General features: G+C 67.9%; 21 protein-coding genes. 5 read left to right on the top strand and 16 right to left on the bottom strand.

The annotated features are described in order from the left end of the window. Positions 1-152: 152 nt before the first annotated feature. From ACJH6J_RS25585 to ACJH6J_RS25575, 3 genes are all read right to left on the bottom strand, one after another. Positions 153-572 carry a hypothetical protein gene (locus ACJH6J_RS25585; protein ID WP_133425514.1) on the bottom strand — a complete coding sequence of 140 codons (420 nt, stop codon included), beginning with the start codon at positions 570-572 and terminating at the stop codon, positions 153-155. 128 nt (positions 573-700) lie between these two features. Beyond that, the gene (locus ACJH6J_RS25580) at positions 701-2,065 is read right to left on the bottom strand and encodes a hypothetical protein (protein ID WP_406804724.1); all 1,365 of its coding nucleotides are present in this window, start codon (positions 2,063-2,065) and stop codon (positions 701-703) included. A gap of 21 nt (positions 2,066-2,086) precedes the next feature. Further along, positions 2,087-2,884: a (2Z,6E)-farnesyl diphosphate synthase gene (locus ACJH6J_RS25575; protein ID WP_346415204.1), complete on the bottom strand. Its 798-nt coding sequence runs from the start codon at positions 2,882-2,884 to the stop codon at positions 2,087-2,089. Between the two features lie 116 nt (positions 2,885-3,000). On the opposite strand from ACJH6J_RS25575, the gene ACJH6J_RS25570 reads away from it, so the two are divergent. Next, positions 3,001-3,723 (top strand): hemolysin III family protein, encoded by a 723-nt coding sequence (locus tag ACJH6J_RS25570; RefSeq protein WP_020099204.1) that lies wholly within the window; start codon positions 3,001-3,003, stop codon positions 3,721-3,723. A gap of 52 nt (positions 3,724-3,775) precedes the next feature. Here ACJH6J_RS25570 and ACJH6J_RS25565 read toward each other — a convergent pair whose 3' ends face one another. The 4 genes from ACJH6J_RS25565 to mca form a co-directional block, all read right to left on the bottom strand. Continuing rightward, on the bottom strand, positions 3,776-4,138 hold the full coding sequence (locus tag ACJH6J_RS25565) for a nuclear transport factor 2 family protein (protein ID WP_133425511.1): 363 nt from the start codon (positions 4,136-4,138) through the stop codon (positions 3,776-3,778). 10 nt (positions 4,139-4,148) lie between these two features. After that, positions 4,149-6,125, bottom strand: coding sequence for a thioredoxin domain-containing protein (locus ACJH6J_RS25560; protein ID WP_406804723.1), 1,977 nt, complete (start codon positions 6,123-6,125; stop codon positions 4,149-4,151). A 75-nt stretch (positions 6,126-6,200) separates the two neighbouring features. After that, positions 6,201-6,491 carry a hypothetical protein gene (locus ACJH6J_RS25555; protein WP_406804722.1) on the bottom strand — a complete coding sequence of 97 codons (291 nt, stop codon included), beginning with the start codon at positions 6,489-6,491 and terminating at the stop codon, positions 6,201-6,203. Then, positions 6,488-7,354: a mycothiol conjugate amidase Mca gene (gene mca, locus ACJH6J_RS25550; protein ID WP_318986892.1), complete on the bottom strand. Its 867-nt coding sequence runs from the start codon at positions 7,352-7,354 to the stop codon at positions 6,488-6,490. The genes ACJH6J_RS25555 and mca overlap by 4 nt, the downstream gene beginning before the upstream one ends. Positions 7,355-7,474: 120 nt before the next feature. Here mca and ACJH6J_RS25545 point away from each other — a divergent pair, with 120 nt between their 5' ends. The 3 genes from ACJH6J_RS25545 to ACJH6J_RS25535 all read left to right on the top strand — a co-directional run bounded on the left by ACJH6J_RS25545 (position 7,475) and on the right by ACJH6J_RS25535 (position 9,365). Then, the gene (locus tag ACJH6J_RS25545) at positions 7,475-7,897 is read left to right on the top strand and encodes a DUF4307 domain-containing protein (protein WP_406804721.1); all 423 of its coding nucleotides are present in this window, start codon (positions 7,475-7,477) and stop codon (positions 7,895-7,897) included. 265 nt (positions 7,898-8,162) lie between these two features. Continuing rightward, positions 8,163-8,657, top strand: coding sequence for a transcription elongation factor GreA (gene greA / locus ACJH6J_RS25540; protein ID WP_267315433.1), 495 nt, complete (start codon positions 8,163-8,165; stop codon positions 8,655-8,657). A 45-nt stretch (positions 8,658-8,702) separates the two neighbouring features. Continuing rightward, positions 8,703-9,365 carry a GPP34 family phosphoprotein gene (locus ACJH6J_RS25535; RefSeq protein ID WP_406776235.1) on the top strand — a complete coding sequence of 221 codons (663 nt, stop codon included), beginning with the start codon at positions 8,703-8,705 and terminating at the stop codon, positions 9,363-9,365. Here the strand turns inward: ACJH6J_RS25535 and ACJH6J_RS25530 are convergent. From ACJH6J_RS25530 to ACJH6J_RS25520, 3 genes are read right to left on the bottom strand one after another with little or no spacing between them, the layout of a single operon-like run. Then, positions 9,362-10,534 carry a cystathionine gamma-synthase gene (locus ACJH6J_RS25530; RefSeq protein WP_406776234.1) on the bottom strand — a complete coding sequence of 391 codons (1,173 nt, stop codon included), beginning with the start codon at positions 10,532-10,534 and terminating at the stop codon, positions 9,362-9,364. The two genes, ACJH6J_RS25535 and ACJH6J_RS25530, sit on opposite strands and share 4 nt — an antisense overlap. Positions 10,535-10,558: 24 nt before the next feature. Next, positions 10,559-11,098, bottom strand: a complete 540-nt coding sequence (locus tag ACJH6J_RS25525) for a TM2 domain-containing protein (protein WP_406804720.1) — start codon at positions 11,096-11,098, stop codon at positions 10,559-10,561. Positions 11,099-11,113: 15 nt separating this feature from the next. Then, positions 11,114-11,632, bottom strand: a complete 519-nt coding sequence (locus ACJH6J_RS25520) for a DUF4190 domain-containing protein (RefSeq protein WP_346415208.1) — start codon at positions 11,630-11,632, stop codon at positions 11,114-11,116. Positions 11,633-11,716: 84 nt separating this feature from the next. On the opposite strand from ACJH6J_RS25520, the gene ACJH6J_RS25515 reads away from it, so the two are divergent. Beyond that, positions 11,717-12,883 carry an acyl-CoA dehydrogenase family protein gene (locus tag ACJH6J_RS25515; RefSeq protein WP_318986898.1) on the top strand — a complete coding sequence of 389 codons (1,167 nt, stop codon included), beginning with the start codon at positions 11,717-11,719 and terminating at the stop codon, positions 12,881-12,883. Here the strand turns inward: ACJH6J_RS25515 and ACJH6J_RS25510 are convergent. From ACJH6J_RS25510 to ACJH6J_RS25485, 6 genes are all read right to left on the bottom strand, one after another. Then, positions 12,867-13,364, bottom strand: coding sequence for an RDD family protein (locus tag ACJH6J_RS25510; protein ID WP_234789747.1), 498 nt, complete (start codon positions 13,362-13,364; stop codon positions 12,867-12,869). The genes ACJH6J_RS25515 and ACJH6J_RS25510 overlap by 17 nt on opposite strands. Continuing rightward, positions 13,361-13,846 (bottom strand): RDD family protein, encoded by a 486-nt coding sequence (locus tag ACJH6J_RS25505; protein WP_064860354.1) that lies wholly within the window; start codon positions 13,844-13,846, stop codon positions 13,361-13,363. The genes ACJH6J_RS25510 and ACJH6J_RS25505 overlap by 4 nt, the downstream gene beginning before the upstream one ends. Positions 13,847-13,908: 62 nt before the next feature. Continuing rightward, positions 13,909-14,994 (bottom strand): hypothetical protein, encoded by a 1,086-nt coding sequence (locus ACJH6J_RS25500; protein ID WP_212812771.1) that lies wholly within the window; start codon positions 14,992-14,994, stop codon positions 13,909-13,911. Between the two features lie 52 nt (positions 14,995-15,046). Beyond that, positions 15,047-15,475, bottom strand: coding sequence for a DUF2752 domain-containing protein (locus tag ACJH6J_RS25495; protein WP_406804719.1), 429 nt, complete (start codon positions 15,473-15,475; stop codon positions 15,047-15,049). Positions 15,476-15,488: 13 nt separating this feature from the next. After that, positions 15,489-15,866, bottom strand: coding sequence for a CD225/dispanin family protein (locus ACJH6J_RS25490; RefSeq protein WP_406804718.1), 378 nt, complete (start codon positions 15,864-15,866; stop codon positions 15,489-15,491). A gap of 85 nt (positions 15,867-15,951) precedes the next feature. Further along, entirely contained in the window at positions 15,952-17,346 is a 1,395-nt protein-coding gene (locus tag ACJH6J_RS25485; RefSeq protein WP_135355218.1) for a cystathionine beta-synthase, read from the bottom strand. Between the last annotated feature and the right edge of the window lie 6 nt (positions 17,347-17,352).

The raw sequence follows: 17,352 nt of genomic DNA, 5'->3' as shown, positions 1-17,352 counted from the left end.
CAACAGAACCTGGCAGCCCAACACGCCTCAGATCACCACTGCGGCGGCTTGACAGGCTCATTGAGAGTCCTTTCGGTGGAGGGGGTGAAGGCCGGCGCGGGGACGTCAACTGCAACCTCTTTCAGCGACGCCCCCGCCCGGCGGGAAGGGAGTCACGCCAGACGGCGCACTCCGAGGTATTGCAGCCAGGCGCAGCCCAGGCCGACGGTCATGACGGCCAGCACCAGAACGTTGCCCGCCGCGGTCAGCGGCAGCACTCCGGAAGCCAGCACGCCGAGCACCGCGACGGTGCCGATGAGATTGCCGATCAGCACGCCGGTCCCGACGCGCCGAATCCTGGGCACGGCGGCCATGACGTACAGAGCAAACCCCCAGACGACCAACACCGCGCCGATGATCCATTCGGATGTCGCCGAGAGCCCCGACAAGCGGGACAGCGGGTCAGCGGTGAACGCCATCAGCAGGCCGGTGAGCGAGCACAGCGTGCCGTCGACGCGGAGGGCGAAACGGAGCAGGGAATCGGAACTGTCGGACAGTGGGCGGGTGTGGAGCCCGGGATTGATTGCGGTCATGGCGGTCGCTCCTTGCGGTGCCGGTTGGGGACACCCACGACACTGCTCGAACCGGGCCGCCCGGTCTGCACCAAACGCTGCCGACTACTGCCAGGCACTGCCAACCGCAGGTCAGCGAGGTGAAGTGCCTAGGTCAGCGTCGACACCGGGCTACCGCGCAAGTCGGCGGCGATGACCCGCGCCGCCGCGTTCTGCCAGTTGTGCAGCGACCGCTGCGGCACTTCGGTGACGAACCACTGCCACGCCTGACGGGCCACCGGGTCGAGCCCGGCCGCGGTGGCGTTCTGCGCGTAGGCCCGTACCCCGACGACGTACGGGAAGTACAGCGAGTTGTAGTAGCGCCACTGCTCGGTGGTGCCGAAGTCGCCGCCGTCCCGCGGCTTGAGGGCCGCGATGCGGTCGGCCAGCAAATCCTTGAGTTCGTTGGCGCGCTCCAGCGGCTGGTCGGGTGCGCCACGGCGGGCCAGTCTTTCGTCGATCACGGGGAGGGTCGTCAACGGTGAGGCGACGAGCTTGGAGAGGTCGGCGTAGTGGCCGAGTGCCCGCCGGGTCAGGCGGACGAAGGTCTCGTCGTCGACGTGGTCGAGCGGGTTGGTGGCGCGCAGCGGCAGTGCCGCCTCGGTACGGCGCAGCGCGGCGCGGTCGGCCCGCAGATCGGGCTCGCGGGCGAAGGCCAGCCGGTCCAGCAGCCCGGACAGCGGATCGGCCAGCACGTTGATGGCGATCGCCACCGCGAGGCTGGTGAACAACAACACCATCAGTGCCAGATGCTCGCCGGTGACCGCCAGGCCGATCAGCACCTGGCCACCGAACAGCACCGCCACCGCCATGCTGCCGACCAGCGAGCGGCGCATCCCCGCGCGCAGCGCCTGGCCCTCGTCGAAGGCGTCCCACCAGGCCACCGCGATACCGAGCAGCAGCACGTCGAAGGCCGCCGACGCCAGCACCAACCAGCTCGGCAACAGCCCCAGCGGAATCAGCAGAATCGCGTTGCCGAGCCCGAAGAACAACGTCGCCGCCACCACCGGCGGGACGATCTTGCGCGACGACGCACCACGGCGCAGCCGTCGTACCGCCAGCACGAGCGCACCGAACGCCGACAGGGCGATGGCCCCGACCATGACCCAGTGCCCGGGGCTCAGCGGCGGGTGCACGCCACCGGAGATCCCGGCGCCCACCAATGCGATGGCTGCCACCGTCGCCACCGCGACGAAGCCCCACCGGCTCCGCGCCGAGTCGACGGGCCGGGACAATTCGAGCAGCACGGTGAGCCAGGCGATACCGGGCAGCACGGCCAGATACGCCTCGATGTGACTGAGCGGGCCGGTCGGTGCGTCGCCCGCCAGCCGGACGGCGTCGACCGCGACCACCACGGCGAAGCTGCACAACCCGACCGCGGACCACGCCAGGATGGGCTTGCGGGGATCGCGCGCCAGGAGATACAGCCCCAGCCACCAGCTCAGGGCGAAGACCACTGCCGACAGCGCAGCCATGGCTTCAGTCTGGCACGAACGCTATTTCCCGTAGCGGCGGTTCCGCAGCGTGTAGTCACGCAGGGCGCGCAGGAAGTCCACCCGCCGGAAGGCCGGCCAGTGCGCATCGGTGAACCACATCTCCGAATACGCGCTCTGCCACAACAGGAATCCGCTGAGCCGCTGCTCCCCCGACGTGCGGATGACGAGGTCGGGGTCGGGCTGGCCCGAGGTGTAGAGGTTCTCGGAGATGCCGTCGACGGTCACCGCCTCGATGAGTTCCTCGGCCGTCGCACCGTTGGCGAGCTCCTTGCTCAGCAGGGTGCGGACCGCATCGGCGATCTCCTGGCGGCCGCCGTAACCGACGGCGACGTTGACGTGGAACGAACCGTCACCGGTGTGCTCGGCGGTCGACTCGACGGCGTCGCGCAGCCGCTTGGCCGGTTCCTCACCGAGCAGCTCGAGGTCGCCGACGGTCCGCACGGTCCAGTTCTTGTCGGGCGCGCAGATCTCCTCGACGACGTCGGTGATGATCTCGATCAGCGGCGCCAGCTCCTGCGGGTCGCGCTGCAGGTTCTCGGTGGAGAGCAGGTAGATCGTCGCCATCTCGATGCCGGCCTGCTGGCACCAGCGCAGCACCTCGGCGATCTTGGCGGCACCCATGCGGTAGCCGTAGCTGACGTCGTCGTGACCTGCCTCACGGGCCCAGCGCCGATTGCCGTCGCACAGCACCGCAATATGGCGTGGCAGTTGCGCTTTCGAGTGCGCAAGCTCCTGACGCAGCCGCAGCTCGTAGAGCCGGTATGCCGGTTCCTTGAGGCGCGGGGGAATGATGTCCACGAGAAACCAGACTACTGTGGACTTCTGGGTATCCCATGGCTGTTAGTGGAGGAACGTTGACCGCTCCGAGCAATACAGATCCGGCTGCCTCCGAGCGGGCTGAGGCACCGTCGAACATGACCAAGCCGTACCGTGCCGCCGCGGTGCTCCGCCATTCGGAAACGCTTCCCGACGTGGTCGTGGAAAGCGTCGTCGAGTTTTTCGGCAAGCCACGCGCCCGCGGTTGGATCCACGTCTACTCGGCGGTCGTTGCGTTCTTTGCCGGCGCTGCACTGGTTTCCGTGTCGTGGGCCATGCAGGGCACGCGCGCCGGATTGGCGACGTTGCTGTACACCTTCACCATCGTGGCGATGTTCACCGTCAGCGGCACCTATCACCGGGTGAACTGGAAGTCGCAGAACGCCCGCATCTGGATGAAGCGCCTCGACCACTCGATGATCTTCATCTTCATCGCCGGCAGCTACACGCCGTTCGCGCTCCTCGCGGTCCGCACCGACGGCTGGCTGTTGTTCTGGATCGTGTGGAGCGGCGCGCTGGCCGGCGTGGCCCTGAAGATGCTTTGGCCGACGGCACCGCGCTGGCTCGGTGTGCCGCTGTACATCCTGTTGGGCTGGGTGGCGGCGTGGTTCATCGGCCCGATCCTCGACGGCGCGGGCGTCACGGCCGTCGTGCTGCTGATCGTCGGTGGCGCGCTGTACTCGATCGGCGGCGTGCTCTACGCGCTCAAGTGGCCCAACCCCTGGCCCCGGACGTTCGGGCACCACGAGTTCTTCCACGCCTGCACCGCGGTGGCGGCCATCTGCCACTACATCGCGATGTGGTTCGCGGTCTTCTCCTGAGGGATTTGTGCACGATTTTCCGCGGTAGGCGCGGAAAATCGTGCACAAATCGCTAGAGCTGAGTGACGTTCGCGGGGCCCCAGTACGCCTTCATCGACGTGATCTTGGCGTCGGCGTCGAAGTTCATGGTGCTGATGATGTCGATGCGCATGGCACTGTTGACGGTCAGGCTCCAGTAGAACGCGGCCTCGTGGCCGCAGACCCGCAGCGTGTGCAGTTCGTGGGAGTTCTTCGTGCCGGCGATGTTCGAGTAGAAGCCGTGAATCGTCTGACGGCCGACGTGCACCTCACCGCCGACCGGGTCCTCGATGGCGGCATCGACGGCGTACAGCTCCGCGATCCCGTCGGCGTCGGCGACGTCGACGAGGTCCAGGTAGCGGTTGACGTTTTCGGTGATCTGCTCAGCGCTGGGCATGCGCCGCACGCTACACGGCCACCCCGAGGGCAGCGGCGAGATCCCCCGCCGTCGTCACCGGCAGGTCGCACACCTGGCCGCGGCAGACGTACGCGGCGTCCTGGCCGTTCACACGGCCACGCCCGTCGAGCAGCACCGATGACCCTTCGGCACCGCCGACGACGATGGCGCCACCGGGCGCGAATCTGCGTGCCGCACCGAGCAATTCCGAATCCGGCCCGGTGCTCGCCACCGCGATCTGGATGGGTCCGCGGACGGCTGCTTCGGTGACCGCCAGCCAGTGGCCGCCGCCGCGCGGCGAGCGGGCCAGGATCGGGGTCGCCGCCGCCAGTGTGGCAGCGGCCGCATTGACGTACCGCTCGGGTTCGGCGGCGAGGTGGGCGAACGTCAGCAGCGCCTCGGCGACCAACGACGCGCCCGACGGCGTCGCCCCGTCGACCGGGTCGGCGGGGCGCACCAGCAAGGCCTCGGCATCGTCGGCGGTGTCGAACCAGCGGCCGCCACGGTCGGGATCGGTGAAGTGCGTGAGCGCGGTGTCGAGGAGGGAGTGCGCGGCAGTCAGCCAGGACGGGTCGCCCGTCACCTGATGCAGCGTCAGCAGCCCCGTCGCCAGCGCCGCGTAGTCCTCCAGGATTCCGGCGCTGTCGCCGACGACGCCGCCGAGGCTGGCTCGGCGCAGCCGGCCGTCGACCAGATGCAGTTCCAGCAGCCGGCGGGCGCAACCCGTTGCGGCGTCGAGGAATTCGAGTTTACCGAGCGCGATCGAGGCTTCCGCCAGCGCCGTGATGGCGAAGCCGTTCCAAGCCGTGACGACCTTGTCGTCGCGCCCCGGCTGCGGCCGCAACGCCCTTGCCGCCAGCAACTTCGCGCGAACCTGCTCGAAGCGTTCAGCATCGTCGGGGTCGGCCAGCAGTTGCAGCACCGAGCTGCCATGTTCGAACGTCCCGGCTTCGGTGACTTCGAAAAGCGCTGCGGCCCAACGGCCGTCGTCGCCGCCGAGCACCGACACCAACTCCGCCGGCGTCCACACATACGTCAGGCCCTCATGTCCCGCCGTGTCGGCGTCGAGCGACGAGACGAACATGCCACCGTCACCGAGGTCGTCGATGATGAATCGCGCGGTCTCGTCCGCCACCTTGCGCGCCAGCGGATTTCCGGTCAGTCGCGCCCAGTGTGCATATACCCGGAGCAGCAAAGCGTTGTCGTACAACATCTTTTCGAAGTGCGGCACCACCCACGAGGCGTCCACGCTGTATCGGGCGAAGCCACCCGCCAGTTGGTCGTAGATGCCGCCACGCGCCATCGCGGTGCCGGTGCGCTCCACCGCGTCGAGCGCGGACCCGGTGCGTTCGTGGTGTCGCAGCAGCGCTTCCAGCAACGCCGACGGCGGGAACTTGGGCGCCCGACCGAAACCGCCGCGTGCATGGTCTTCGTCGCGCAGCACCGCGGCGACAGCGTGGTCGCACAGTTCCGGCGACGGTGCCGGCCCACCCGAGGGCAGCCCGGCCGACATCTTGCGCAGCTCGGCGGCGATCTGGTCAGAAGCCTGCTCGACTTCGTCCCGCCGGTTCTGCCAGGTATTGGTGACGGCCGAAAGCAGCTGCAGGAAGTTGTCTTTCGGGTAGTAGGTGCCGCAGAAGAAGGGCCGGCCGTCGGGCGTCAGGAAGCACGTCATGGGCCAGCCGCCCTGGCCCGTCATCGCGACGGTGGCGCTCATGTAGATGGCGTCGAGGTCGGGACGTTCCTCCCGGTCGACCTTGATGCAGACGAAGTTCTCGTTCGCCACCGCAGCCACGTCCGAGTCCTCGAACGACTCGTGCGCCATCACATGGCACCAGTGGCAGGCCGCGTAGCCGATGGACAGCAGGATCGGCACGTCGCGGGCCGCGGCTTCGGCCAGTGCCTCCGGTGTCCACTGCTGCCAGTGCACCGGGTTGTCGGCGTGCTGGCGCAGGTAGGGGCTGGTGGCCGAGCCGAGGGTGTTCATCGGGCGCCGATCAAGCGGTGAGGTACGAGCCGCGATGAGAAGGCCGGTGCATCAGACGTTGCCATACCTGGAGTCTTACCCAGCTTCTGGCTTTGTAGTGCTGCCAGGCCCAGTGTCGCCCGTCGGCGCATCGTGCGGAACACCGCCGACGGTGCCGTCGTCGACCGCCTGATCTGGCTCGGGATGCGCGGGGTCGAAGGATTCGGGCAGCCTGCGTAGGTGCCGGTTCATCGACCAGACCAGCGCCACCACGGCGATCAGCAGGATCAGCGTGATCACCAGCCCGGCCGGGCTGGCCTTGCCGAAGTCGGGACCCGTCTGGCGCGGACCTTCGGCCAGCAGGATGGTGAGCGGAACAGAAATCACAGCGATACTCCCGTGAACAGATCGGTCTCGGGCAACGTCACCGGAACCCTGGATCGGGCCAATTCGTACTCCTCGGTCGGCCAGAGCCGCTGCTGCCATTCGATGGGCGCGCGGAAGAAATCGCCGTTCGGGTCGATCTGCGTGGCGTGCGCGAGCAATGCCCGGTCCCGCTGCTCGAAGAACTCGGCGCACTCGATACGGGTCGTCACCCGGTTGGCGAAGGGATCGTGCTCGGGGTCCCAGTGCTGCAGCCACTTCTCGAACGGCCCGACCTCCCCGTGCTTGGCGAACTCGTCCTGCAGCAGCTGCATGCGCCGGCGCAGGAAGCCGTGGCCGTAATACAACTTCGAGATGCTCCAGGGCTCGCCCTCGTCGGGGAACTGCACGTGGTCTGCGGCCGCCTCGTAGGCGGCCATCGACACCTGGTGGCAGCGGATGTGGTCGGGGTGCGGGTACCCGCCGTTCTCGTCGTACGTGGTGATCACGTGCGGCCGGAACTCGCGGATCACCCGAACCAGCCGACGGACGGGCTCCTCGATCGGCACCACGGCGAACGAGCCCTCGGGCAGCGGCGGCAGCGGATCGCCCTCCGGCAGTCCGGAGTCGACGAACCCCAGCCAGTGGTGCTCCACCCCGAGGATCTCGGCGGCCCGGGCCATCTCGTCGCGGCGGACCTCATGGATGCGGCCGTGCACCTCGGGCAGGTCCATCGCCGGGTTCAGGATGTCGCCGCGTTCGCCGCCGGTCAGGGTCACGACCATGACCCGGGCGCCGTTGGCCGCGTACTTGGCCATGGTGGCCGCACCCTTGCTCGACTCGTCGTCGGGGTGCGCGTGCACCGCCATCAACCGCAGTTCGCTCACGTGTGCCTTACCTACTGTCTCTACTCGGTGGGACAACTCGGTGCAGTCCAACCATGTCGCTGCGTCCTATAGTTCCAGTCCAAGCAATCCGAACCGACCGATGGGGCACCCAAAGCAGCCATGATCGAGCGTCCCACCGCCCGCTACGGGCAGCAGCGCATGTCCCGGCTGACCCGTCGCCGTATCGCGATCGGCCTCACGCTGCTCATCGTCGTCGCTGGTGTGGCGCTTGCGTTCGTCGGTTTTCAGCGCCTGGGGACGTCCCCGGTCAAGGGTGAGTTGAGCACCTACAAACTCATCGACAATGAAACGGTTGCGGTGACGATCTCCGTCACCCGCGAGGACCCGGCCCAACCCGCGGTGTGCATCGTGCGCGCCAGGGCTCTCGACGGCAGCGAAACCGGACGACGCGAGATCCTCGTCGCGCCGGCAGAGGCCAAAACCGTCCAGGTGACGGCGATCGTGAAGTCCACAAAACCGCCGGTCGTCGGCGACGTCTACGGCTGCGGCACCGACGTGCCGTCGTACCTCGTCGCGCCCTGATCGTCGGCCCGGTGACCAACCATCCGGCGAACTCCGAACTGCGAAATCATGACCGTTCGGAGACGGCCAAGTGGTACGCTTGCTCAGTACACGGTTCCGACTGGGGCCGTGTATTGCTGCATTAGCGGGCACCTGCTGGCACCTTCTGGGGGGACCTGGACCTGCCCTCGCGATCGCAGCACCGCCGGCCCCAAGCAACGGGGCAACCCCGGACAAAACGCCCGGGCATACACGCACGCTTACAAACGACAGGAGAGCAGCAGACATGACCGATACCCAGGTCACCTGGCTCACCGAAGAAGCATTCGAGCGCCTGAAGGCCGAGCTCGATCAGCTGATCGCCAACCGTCCGGTCATCGCTGCCGAAATCAACGACCGCCGCGAAGAGGGTGACCTCCGCGAGAACGGTGGCTACCACGCGGCCCGCGAAGAGCAGGGCCAGCAGGAAGCCCGCATCCGTCAGCTGCAGGAACTGCTCAACAACGCCAAGGTCGGCGAGGCGCCGAAGAAGTCCGGTGTGGCGCTGCCCGGCTCTGTCGTGACCGTCTACTACGACGATGACAAGAACGACACCGAGACGTTCCTGATCGCCACGCGCCAGGAAGGCGTCACCGACGGCAAGCTCGAGGTGTACTCCCCCAACTCGCCGCTCGGCCACGCACTGATCGACGCCAAGGTCGGCGAGGAGCGCAGCTACACCGTCCCCAGCGGCGCCACCGTCAAGGTCACGCTGGTCAAGGCTGAGCCCTATCACGCCTAGCCCTGCGACGGCCGGCGCTACCCCGCCGGCCACCAGCTGACATTCATGGCTCAGATCGCCGAAGACCTGTATCTGCTGCTCCTCGACAATTCGTCCGCACAGCCGGGTCTGGATCAACCACGTCGGCACCGGGTGTTGTCCGGTGCCGTTCTGCTGGACCTGGCGCTGGCGTGCCGTATTCGGCCCGCCGCGCCAGGTGACGGCGCACCCGACGGCCACCTGGTCGCCCTCTCCGGCGACGGCGCCGTCGACCCGGTGTCCGCGCCGGCACTGGAACTGCTCCGGCAGCGGCCGCGACGACCCGCGGCGGTGTTGTCCAAACTGCGCAAAGGCACCGAGGACAGCCTCATCGACCGGCTGGAGCGCGCCGGGCAACTACGTCGTCAACCGTTGGGCGGCAACAGGTTCCGGCCGCACTATGCCTTGCCGCTGACCGACCGGGGGCGAGTCGGCCAGGCCCGCGCGCAGATGCTGTCGGCCTTGTTCGACCGCAGGCCGCCTGCTCCGGCGACGGCGGCCATCGTGACCTTGCTGCACACCGTCGACGGCCTGGGCTCGCTGATGAGCCTCAACGACCGCGGCTGGCGGTGGGTGCATGCCCGCGCCGGCGACATCGCCAGCGGCCACTGGGTCAACGAGTACGAGACCGGCGTCGCCGAGGTGAACCTCGCCGTCACGGCCGCCGCGGTGCGGGCTGCCCTGGTCTAGCCCAGGGCCTGCTCCAGATCCCCGATCAGGTCGGCCACGTCCTCGATGCCGACCGACAGCCGGACCAGATCGTTCGGCACCTCCAGCTGCGAGCCGGCGGTGGACGCGTGCGTCATGGCGCCCGGGTGCTCGATCAGCGACTCCACGCCACCGAGTGACTCGGCGAGGATGAAAATTTCTGTGCGCGAGCATAATTCGCGTGCGGCCGGCTCGCCGCCGTGCAGCCGCACCGACACCATGCCGCCGAAGCCGCTCATCTGCTTGGCCGCCACCTCGTAGCCCGGATGACTCGACAGACCCGGGTACAGCACCGTCGAGACGGCCTTGTGGTCGTTGAGGAATTCGGCGACCCGCAAGGCGTTTTCGCAGTGCCGCTGCATGCGCAGCGGCAGCGTCTTGAGGCCGCGGTAGGTCAGATAGGCGTCGAACGGGCCGGGCACCGCACCGGCACCGTTCTGCAGGAACCCGAACTTCGCGTCCAGCTCTTCGTCATTGGTCACCAGCGCGCCACCGACGACGTCCGAGTGGCCACCGATGTACTTGGTGGTCGAGTGGAGCACGATGTCCGCACCGAGAGACAGCGGCTGCTGCAGCGCCGGTGAGGCAAAGGTGTTGTCCACCAACACCTTTACGCCCGATGTCGCGGCGATCTGCACGATGGCCGAGATGTCGGCGATGGACAGCAGCGGGTTGGTCGGGGTCTCCACCCAGATCAGCCGCGTCTTCGAGGTGATCGCCGCGCGCACCTCGTCGAGGTTCGACAGCTGCGCCGGCGTGTGAGTGATGCCCCACTGCGTGAAGACCTTGTCGATCAGCCGGAAGGTGCCGCCGTAGGCGTCATCGGGGATGACGATGTGGTCGCCCGGGCGCAGCACGGCGCGCAGCGCGCAGTCGGTGGCCGCCATGCCCGAGCTGAACGCGCGGCCGTAGTGCCCGCCCTCGACTGCGGCCAGCAGCGCCTCCAGCGCCGCCCGGGTCGGGTTGCCGGTGCGGGCGTACTCGTAGCCGCCTCGCAGCCCGCCGACGCCGTCCTGCGCGAACGTCGAACTGGCGTAGATCGGGGTGTTGACGGCGCCGGTCTGTGGGTCCGGCCGGAACCCGGCATGAATGGCCCGGGTCGACGGTCCGTAGGCGCGGTAGTGGTCTGCCTGGCTGCGCTGCTCACTCACAGGCGCCAGCCTAGTGCGATCACGTCAACTGCGAAGCGGGCGGCCTTGCGGGTCCTTGACTGAGCCGGTGAAGATCATGATCGCGTCAACAAGAGCCCACACACCGACCGCGAACAGCGGCACGAGCCCAATAATGAGCCATGAAGTGAGGAAGCCGATTACTCCCAGGCACAGCTGAACGACTGCGATTGTCGTCGTTCCGAGATAGAAACGACCGATTCCGAATGTGCCGAAGAACAGCTGCAGCAGCCCGGCCGTCACCTTGGACTTGTCCGACAGCGGCAGTCCCGTCAGGGGGTCGCGGCCCCACGGCGCGGACGGATCGGCCGCGTACTGCGGCACATAGCCGTAGCCCGGCTGCTGCGGGTACCCCGGCGGTGGGTAACCGGGCTGTTGGTAACCGGGCTGCTGCGGGTAACCCGGCGGCGGGTAACCGGGCTGCTGCGGATAGCCCGATTGCTGCGAGTAGTCCGGCTGCCCGAACTGCGGTTCACCCGGCTGTTGCTGGGCGGAACTGTCGCCGGGTTCGTATGCGTTCGACGCCGGCTCGTATGGATTCGTCATTGGTGGTGTCCCCGTCTAGTACGTACTCGTACCGCTGCTGCCCACGATGAGCGCGATCAGGCCGAAATAGAAGATGGCAATCAGCGCGAAGACGGCCAACCCGATGTAGCCGACGATCAAGCCCGCGAGAGCCATGCCCTCGCCTTCCTCACCGCTCTGCTTGATCTGCGACTTGGCGAGGTGCCCGAAGATCACGCCGAGGATCGAGGTGCCCGCACACGTCACCAGCCCCAGCAGCGAGCAGACCAACGACGCGATGGCCAGCCCGTTGGTCTTCGGCACCGGCGCGTAACCGAACGGCATCATGCCCGGCATCGGCGGCATACCCGGATATCCCTGGGCCGCAGGCGGATACGGCCCGACCGGCGGCGGGTAACCGGGGGCCGGGAAACCCGCGGCCGGCGGCGGGAACGGCTCGGGCGCAGGCATGGACGGGTAGGGCTCCGCGCCGTAGGCCGGGAGCGGCGGCATACCGTAAGCCGGGGTCGACGCCTCCGGCTCGTCCGCGCCCTGGTTGTGTTCCTGCTCAGTCATCGTCCACCCCGTCTGTCCCTGAGCGACCAGCGTAGCCGGGGCCTGCTCTCGCTTTACGCCGAACTCCCGGTGTAGAACTGCACCATGACAGCCTCGATCGACAATCTGCTCGGCACCGACGACCTGCTGAGCGCCGAGGACATCGAATTGCGCACCATGGTGCGCCAGTTCGGCGAGCAACGGCTGCGTCCCTACATCGCCGAGTGGTTCGAGAACGGTTCGGTTCCGGTGCGCGAGATCGCCGCCGAGGTGGGCAAGCTGGGTCTGCTCGGCATGCACCTCACCGGGTACGGCTGCAGCGGTTCGACGGCGACGGCCTACGGGCTGGTGTGCCAGGAGCTGGAGGCCGTCGACAGCGGCATCCGGTCCCTGGTGTCGGTGCAGGGCTCGCTGGCGATGTTCGCGATCCACCACTGGGGCAGCGAGGAGCAGCGCGAGCAGTGGCTGCCCGGCATGGCGGCGGGCGACCTGATCGGCTGTTTCGGTCTCACCGAGCCGGACTTCGGATCCAACCCCGGTGGCATGCGCACCACCGCGCGCCGCGACGGCGACGACTGGATCCTCAACGGGTCCAAGATGTGGATCACCAACGCCTCGGTCGCCGATGTCGCGGTGGTGTGGGCCCGCGCCGAAGAAGGCGTGCTGGGCTTCGCCGTGCCCACGGACACACCGGGTTTCAGCGCCCGCGAGATGACGCGCAAGATGTCACTGCGGGCCTCGGTGACCTCTGAATTCAGCCTCGACGACGTCCGGCTGCCCGAGTCCGCGCGGCTGCCCGGCGCGCGCGGCCTGTCCGGCCCGCTGAGCTGTTTGTCGGAGGCGCGGTTCGGCATCGTGTTCGGCGCGGTGGGCGCGGCGCGCGACTGTCTGCAGGCGACGCTGGACTACGTCGGCACGCGCACGGTTTTCGACAAGACGCTCGCGGAATACCAACTGACGCAGGCCAAGATCGCCGACATGGCCGTCGAACTCGGCAAGGCGCAGCTGCTCGCCCTGCAGCTCGGCCGGCTCAAGGACGCCGGGAAGATCCAGCCCGAGCAGGTCAGCGTCGGCAAGCTGAACAACGTCCGCGAGGCCATCAAGATCGCCCGGCAGTGCCGAACCCTGTTGGGCGCCAACGGCATCACCCTGGAGTACCCGGTGATCCGGCACGCCAACAACCTGGAGTCGGTGCTGACCTACGAGGGCACGTCCGAGGTACACCAGCTGGTGATCGGGCAGGCGCTGACCGGGGTCAGTGCGTTCCGCTGACGGGGGTGCGCGTGCGCGGCGGCGTCACGCAGACGGTCTCCATCACCATGTCGGCGAACGTCTGTCGCTTGGCGTCCCACAGCGGCCACAGATAGCCGACGATCGACAGGTCGGCCAGGTGTACCGCCTGCCGGAGCAGTGAACGCCCGAAACCTATTGGCGTGCCTGAGGTTTGACCGACGACCCGGACGCGCAGGGCCGTCTTGCCGAGGCTGGCGCCGGTGCGTCCCTGGCGGTAGCCGAAGTTCCAGACCAGATAACCGACCATGAGCGCCCAGGTGACAACCAGGCTGACGTAGCCCAGCGTCGAGTAGCCGTCACCGCATTGGGCGCCGCCGTCGAACGCGGAAGTATCGGTGTCGCACAGCCGGTCTCGCGTGAACCACACCAGTGCCGCACCGGCCGCGGTGAGTACCAGCAGAGGCAGCAGGTCGATGACCGCGGCAGCGGCCCGCCGCCACCACGGGGCGTACGCCATCATCGCGTCGACACGCAGACGGTCGACATGATCTTGTCGGCCAGGGTCTGCCGCTTGGCGTCCCACAGCGGGAACAGGTAACCGGCGAACACCGGGACGGCGTCGACGACGTGCGCCAGCTGCCGCACCACCGAGCGACCGAAACCGACGGGCTCCCCCGTCTTTTCGTCGATCACCTGGAAATGCAACACCCGCTTACCCAGGCTGGCGCCCGTGGTGCCCTGCAGATACCCGTGATTCCACACCATGAACAACACGGCGACGACGAGTCCGGCCAGCCAGATCAGCACACCGGCGACAGAGTTCCCGGTGGCGCAGTACGGGCCGATGCTGTAGTCCGCTTGGTCGGCAAGGCATTTCGTCACGCGCTGGGAGCGCTCGACCAGGCCGCCGACGATGATGACGAACAGCGGCGGGACCCGGTCGATCAGGCTGGCCACCACGCGGGCCCACCAGGGTGTGTAGTTCAAGTCGTCCTGTCTCATGGGGTGCTGCCGTCATGCCTGTTCGGGGGCCGCGACCGGCGTCCCCCGAACAGGCCACGGCGTTACGGCGTCAGCGGGGCGACCTGACCACCGCTGAGGCGACGGTACGTGTACACCAGCATCAGCGAGGCGACCGGACCGGAGACCAGGACACCGACGCCGCAGGCGAGGATGCCGGCCGCGGCGATCAAGCCGGCCACCAGCCAGACCAGGATCACCTGTCCGACATTGGCTTTCACGATCTCGATGCTGGCCTTCAGCGAATCGATCGGCGACAGGTTGCGATCAACCAGGATCGGGTGCGCGAATATCGCGAACAGCGCGACGATCAGACCGGGGATAACGCACAACACGTACCCGATACCGACGAGCACACCGACGATGAGCGTCAGGACGATCATCGGCCCGATGTAGCGCGGCTTGAAGAACGACCCGATGGTGGTCGGCTGCCCGTCGGCGATGCCGAGCAGGCCGACGTACTGGGCCGACGAGATGGCCGCCGCGACCACCAGCAACACGAGGTAACCGAGCACCAGGATGGCGATGCTGGCCGGTCCCAGTGAGGTGACGTTGTACGAGTAGCTGAAGCCGGCGTCGTCCGCCGAGTAGCTCGAAACGGAAGTGTCAGCCAATCCCAGTGCACTGAACTGCACGATGCTGGCGATGACACCGACGATGAGGCCGTAGACCAACACCGACACGATCAGCGGCGCCGGGTTCTTGGTGAACTTGTTCCACGCCCACGACAGCGCGTCGCCGACGCTGAACGGGGCGGCACCGCCCGGCGCACCGTACTGGTAGCCGGCCGGCGGGTATGCCCCTGGCGGCGGCGGCGCGAAGCCACCCTGCGGCGGCGGGGGCGGCGGGTAGGCACCACCCGGCGGCGGGGGCGGCGGGGCGTATCCACCTTGCCCCGGAGGAGGCGGGTAGCCGCCCTGCGGCGGGGGCGGGAATCCTCCGCCCGGAGGCGGCGGGTAGCCGCCCTGCGGCGGGGGCGGGTAGCCACCCTGCGGTGCCTGCGGAATGTATTCCGTCGGAGCGCCTCCCGGAGGTGGCGGCGGCGGGAACCCACCCGGCGGTGGCTGCGGAATGTACTCCGTCGGCTTATTGGCGTCCGGCGGAGTGCCGTCCGTCGGTTGGTCCGTCATCTTTCGTCCCTCCGAGCGATGTGGATGTGGCGTTTCTGATTACAAACGTGAACTACACGTACAACGAAATGAACGGCGCTATCGGCACATTGCGAATAACAAACCAAATGCACATTACCGTCAAAACGGCCGGAGCGGCCCAGCCCCGATGCTGCCAACTGGTGATTTTTCGGCCCACAACACGGCCGTACGTCCAGGCGCCATAGGACCAGACGAGTAATACCAATGCGACCAGGCCAACCGCGTTGAAATGCAACGCAGCCGAAAAGTCGCCGTGCATCAGCGAATACAGCATTCGCATGCTGCCGCAGCCCGGGCAATCGATACCCAGCAGCGCCCTGGTGGGGCAGACCGGCATCGGGCCACCCGGCACTGTCGGATTGCTCAGCCAAATCGCGCAGCACACCACGCCGGCGCCTGCCGCAACACCGAGCGGCCCAAGGAGCGGACTAACCGCCTTGGGCCGCTGGAGGTGTTGCATCTGTCCGACCTGACTAGCCGGAGTACGACGTGGAGACCGAGAACAGGCCGAGCACGACGGCGAAGATGATGTACAGCACGGCCACGACGACACCGGCGATGGCGCCCCACATGGCCCACTTCTTGGCATCGTCGGCGGCGGCCTGCGCGAGGTCGGGCCGGCCCTGCTCCCACAGCGTCTTGACCTGTGTCGCCTTCACGATCGAGACCACGCCGAAGGGCAGGCAGCAGAAGATGGTGACGAGGATGCCCCAGACCAGGTTGTTGTCCGGCGGGCCGCCGATACCGGGATATCCACCGGCCGGCGGGTAACCACCCGGCGGAGGCGGCGGGAAATTCCCCGGCGGGGGCGGCGGGAAATTCCCGGGCGGCGGGGGCGGGTACTCGGTCATTGCGGCCTTTCCAATGGTGATCCAGCGAGAAGCGAACGTCTCGCCCTATCGGAGAAGATAAGTCAATCTCCCCCGACTTACGCGGCTATTTACGCGAGCCGCCCTGTGACAGGAACCCCAAAAGATCGTGCCGCGTCAGCACGCCGACGGGCTTGCCGTCGTCGACGACCATCACGGCGTCGACCTCGCGCAGTTCCTTGGCCGCCGCGGAGGCCAGCTCGCCGGCACCGATGAGCGGCAGCGGCGGGCTCATGTGCTGCGCCACCGCGTCGGCCAGTTTCGCCCGGCCCTCGAAAACCGCTGAGAGCAGCTCACGTTCGGACACGCTGCCCGCGACCTCGCCGGCCATCACCGGCGGCTCGGCCCCGACGACCGGCATCTGCGAGACGCCGTACTCGCGCAGGATGTTGATGGCGTCGCGCACCGTCTCCGACGGGTGCGTGTGCACCAGGTCCGGCAGCGCGCCGGACTTGCCGCGCAGTACGTCGCCGACGGTGTGTTCCTCCGGCGTGCCGTCCAGGCGGGTGCGCAGGAAGCCGTACGACGACATCCACTCGTCGTTGAAAACCTTTGACAGATAACCTCTTCCGCCGTCGGGCAGCAGCACGACGACGACGGCGTCGGGCCCTTCGCGCTCGGCGACCTTGATCGCCGCGACCGCGGCCATGCCGCACGAGCCGCCGACCAGCAGGGCTTCTTCGCGCGCCAGGCGCCGGGTCATCTCGAACGAATCGGCGTCGGACACGGCGATGATCTCGTCGGGGACGCTGGGGTCGTAGGCCGACGGCCAGAAGTCCTCACCGACGCCTTCGACCAGGTACGGCCGGCCGGTGCCGCCGGAGTACACCGAGCCCTCCGGGTCGACGCCGACGACCTTGACCCGGCCGCCCGAGACCTCCTTGAGGTAGCGGCCGGTGCCGGTGATCGTGCCGCCGGTGCCGACGCCCGCCACGAAATGCGTGATCTTGCCGTCGGTGTCGGCCCAGATCTCCGGGCCGGTGGTCTCGTAGTGGCTGGCCGGGCCGTTCGGGTTGGAGTACTGGTCCGGCTTCCAGGCGCCGTCGATCTCGGTGACCAGTCGGTTGGAAACGCTGTAGTAGCTGTCCGGATGGTCGGGGGCCACGGCCGTCGGGCAGACGACGACGTCGGCGCCATACGCGCGCAACACGTTCTGCTTGTCCTCGCTGACCTTGTCGGGGCAGACGAAGATGCACTTGTAGCCGCGCTGCTGCGCGACGATGGCGAGCCCGACGCCGGTGTTACCGGACGTGGGTTCGACGATGGTCCCGCCCGGCTTGAGCAGACCGGCCTCTTCGGCGGCGTCGATCATCTTGACCGCGATGCGGTCCTTGGCGCTGCCGCCGGGGTTGAGGTACTCGATCTTGGCGGCCACCACCCCCGAACCCGCTGGAACAACCGAGTTCAGTTGGACCAGAGGCGTATTGCCGATGAGCTCACTGATGTGCCGGGCGATGCGCATGGGTAC

It is taken from the genome of Mycobacterium sp. SMC-18, from assembly GCF_045310895.1.
In the GTDB taxonomy this organism is placed as follows: Bacteria; Actinomycetota; Actinomycetes; order Mycobacteriales; family Mycobacteriaceae; genus Mycobacterium.
The sequence above is the reverse complement of the archived record's forward strand: the minus strand, read 5'-3'. Positions and strand labels throughout refer to the sequence as shown.

Coding starts and splice junctions, on each gene's coding strand:
- ACJH6J_RS25585 (WP_133425514.1), bottom strand. CDS start 572: ATGACCGCAATCAATCCCGGGCTCCACACCCGCCCACTGTCCGACAGT.
- ACJH6J_RS25580 (WP_406804724.1), bottom strand. CDS start 2,065: ATGGCTGCGCTGTCGGCAGTGGTCTTCGCCCTGAGCTGGTGGCTGGGG.
- ACJH6J_RS25570 (WP_020099204.1), top strand. CDS start 3,001: ATGACCAAGCCGTACCGTGCCGCCGCGGTGCTCCGCCATTCGGAAACG.
- ACJH6J_RS25565 (WP_133425511.1), bottom strand. CDS start 4,138: ATGCCCAGCGCTGAGCAGATCACCGAAAACGTCAACCGCTACCTGGAC.
- ACJH6J_RS25560 (WP_406804723.1), bottom strand. CDS start 6,125: ATGAACACCCTCGGCTCGGCCACCAGCCCCTACCTGCGCCAGCACGCC.
- ACJH6J_RS25545 (WP_406804721.1), top strand. CDS start 7,475: ATGATCGAGCGTCCCACCGCCCGCTACGGGCAGCAGCGCATGTCCCGG.
- greA (WP_267315433.1), top strand. CDS start 8,163: ATGACCGATACCCAGGTCACCTGGCTCACCGAAGAAGCATTCGAGCGC.
- ACJH6J_RS25535 (WP_406776235.1), top strand. CDS start 8,703: ATGGCTCAGATCGCCGAAGACCTGTATCTGCTGCTCCTCGACAATTCG.
- ACJH6J_RS25525 (WP_406804720.1), bottom strand. CDS start 11,098: ATGACGAATCCATACGAGCCGGCGTCGAACGCATACGAACCCGGCGAC.
- ACJH6J_RS25520 (WP_346415208.1), bottom strand. CDS start 11,632: ATGACTGAGCAGGAACACAACCAGGGCGCGGACGAGCCGGAGGCGTCG.
- ACJH6J_RS25515 (WP_318986898.1), top strand. CDS start 11,717: ATGACAGCCTCGATCGACAATCTGCTCGGCACCGACGACCTGCTGAGC.
- ACJH6J_RS25510 (WP_234789747.1), bottom strand. CDS start 13,364: ATGATGGCGTACGCCCCGTGGTGGCGGCGGGCCGCTGCCGCGGTCATC.
- ACJH6J_RS25505 (WP_064860354.1), bottom strand. CDS start 13,846: ATGAGACAGGACGACTTGAACTACACACCCTGGTGGGCCCGCGTGGTG.
- ACJH6J_RS25500 (WP_212812771.1), bottom strand. CDS start 14,994: ATGACGGACCAACCGACGGACGGCACTCCGCCGGACGCCAATAAGCCG.
- ACJH6J_RS25495 (WP_406804719.1), bottom strand. CDS start 15,475: ATGCAACACCTCCAGCGGCCCAAGGCGGTTAGTCCGCTCCTTGGGCCG.
- ACJH6J_RS25490 (WP_406804718.1), bottom strand. CDS start 15,866: ATGACCGAGTACCCGCCCCCGCCGCCCGGGAATTTCCCGCCGCCCCCG.
- ACJH6J_RS25485 (WP_135355218.1), bottom strand. CDS start 17,346: ATGCGCATCGCCCGGCACATCAGTGAGCTCATCGGCAATACGCCTCTG.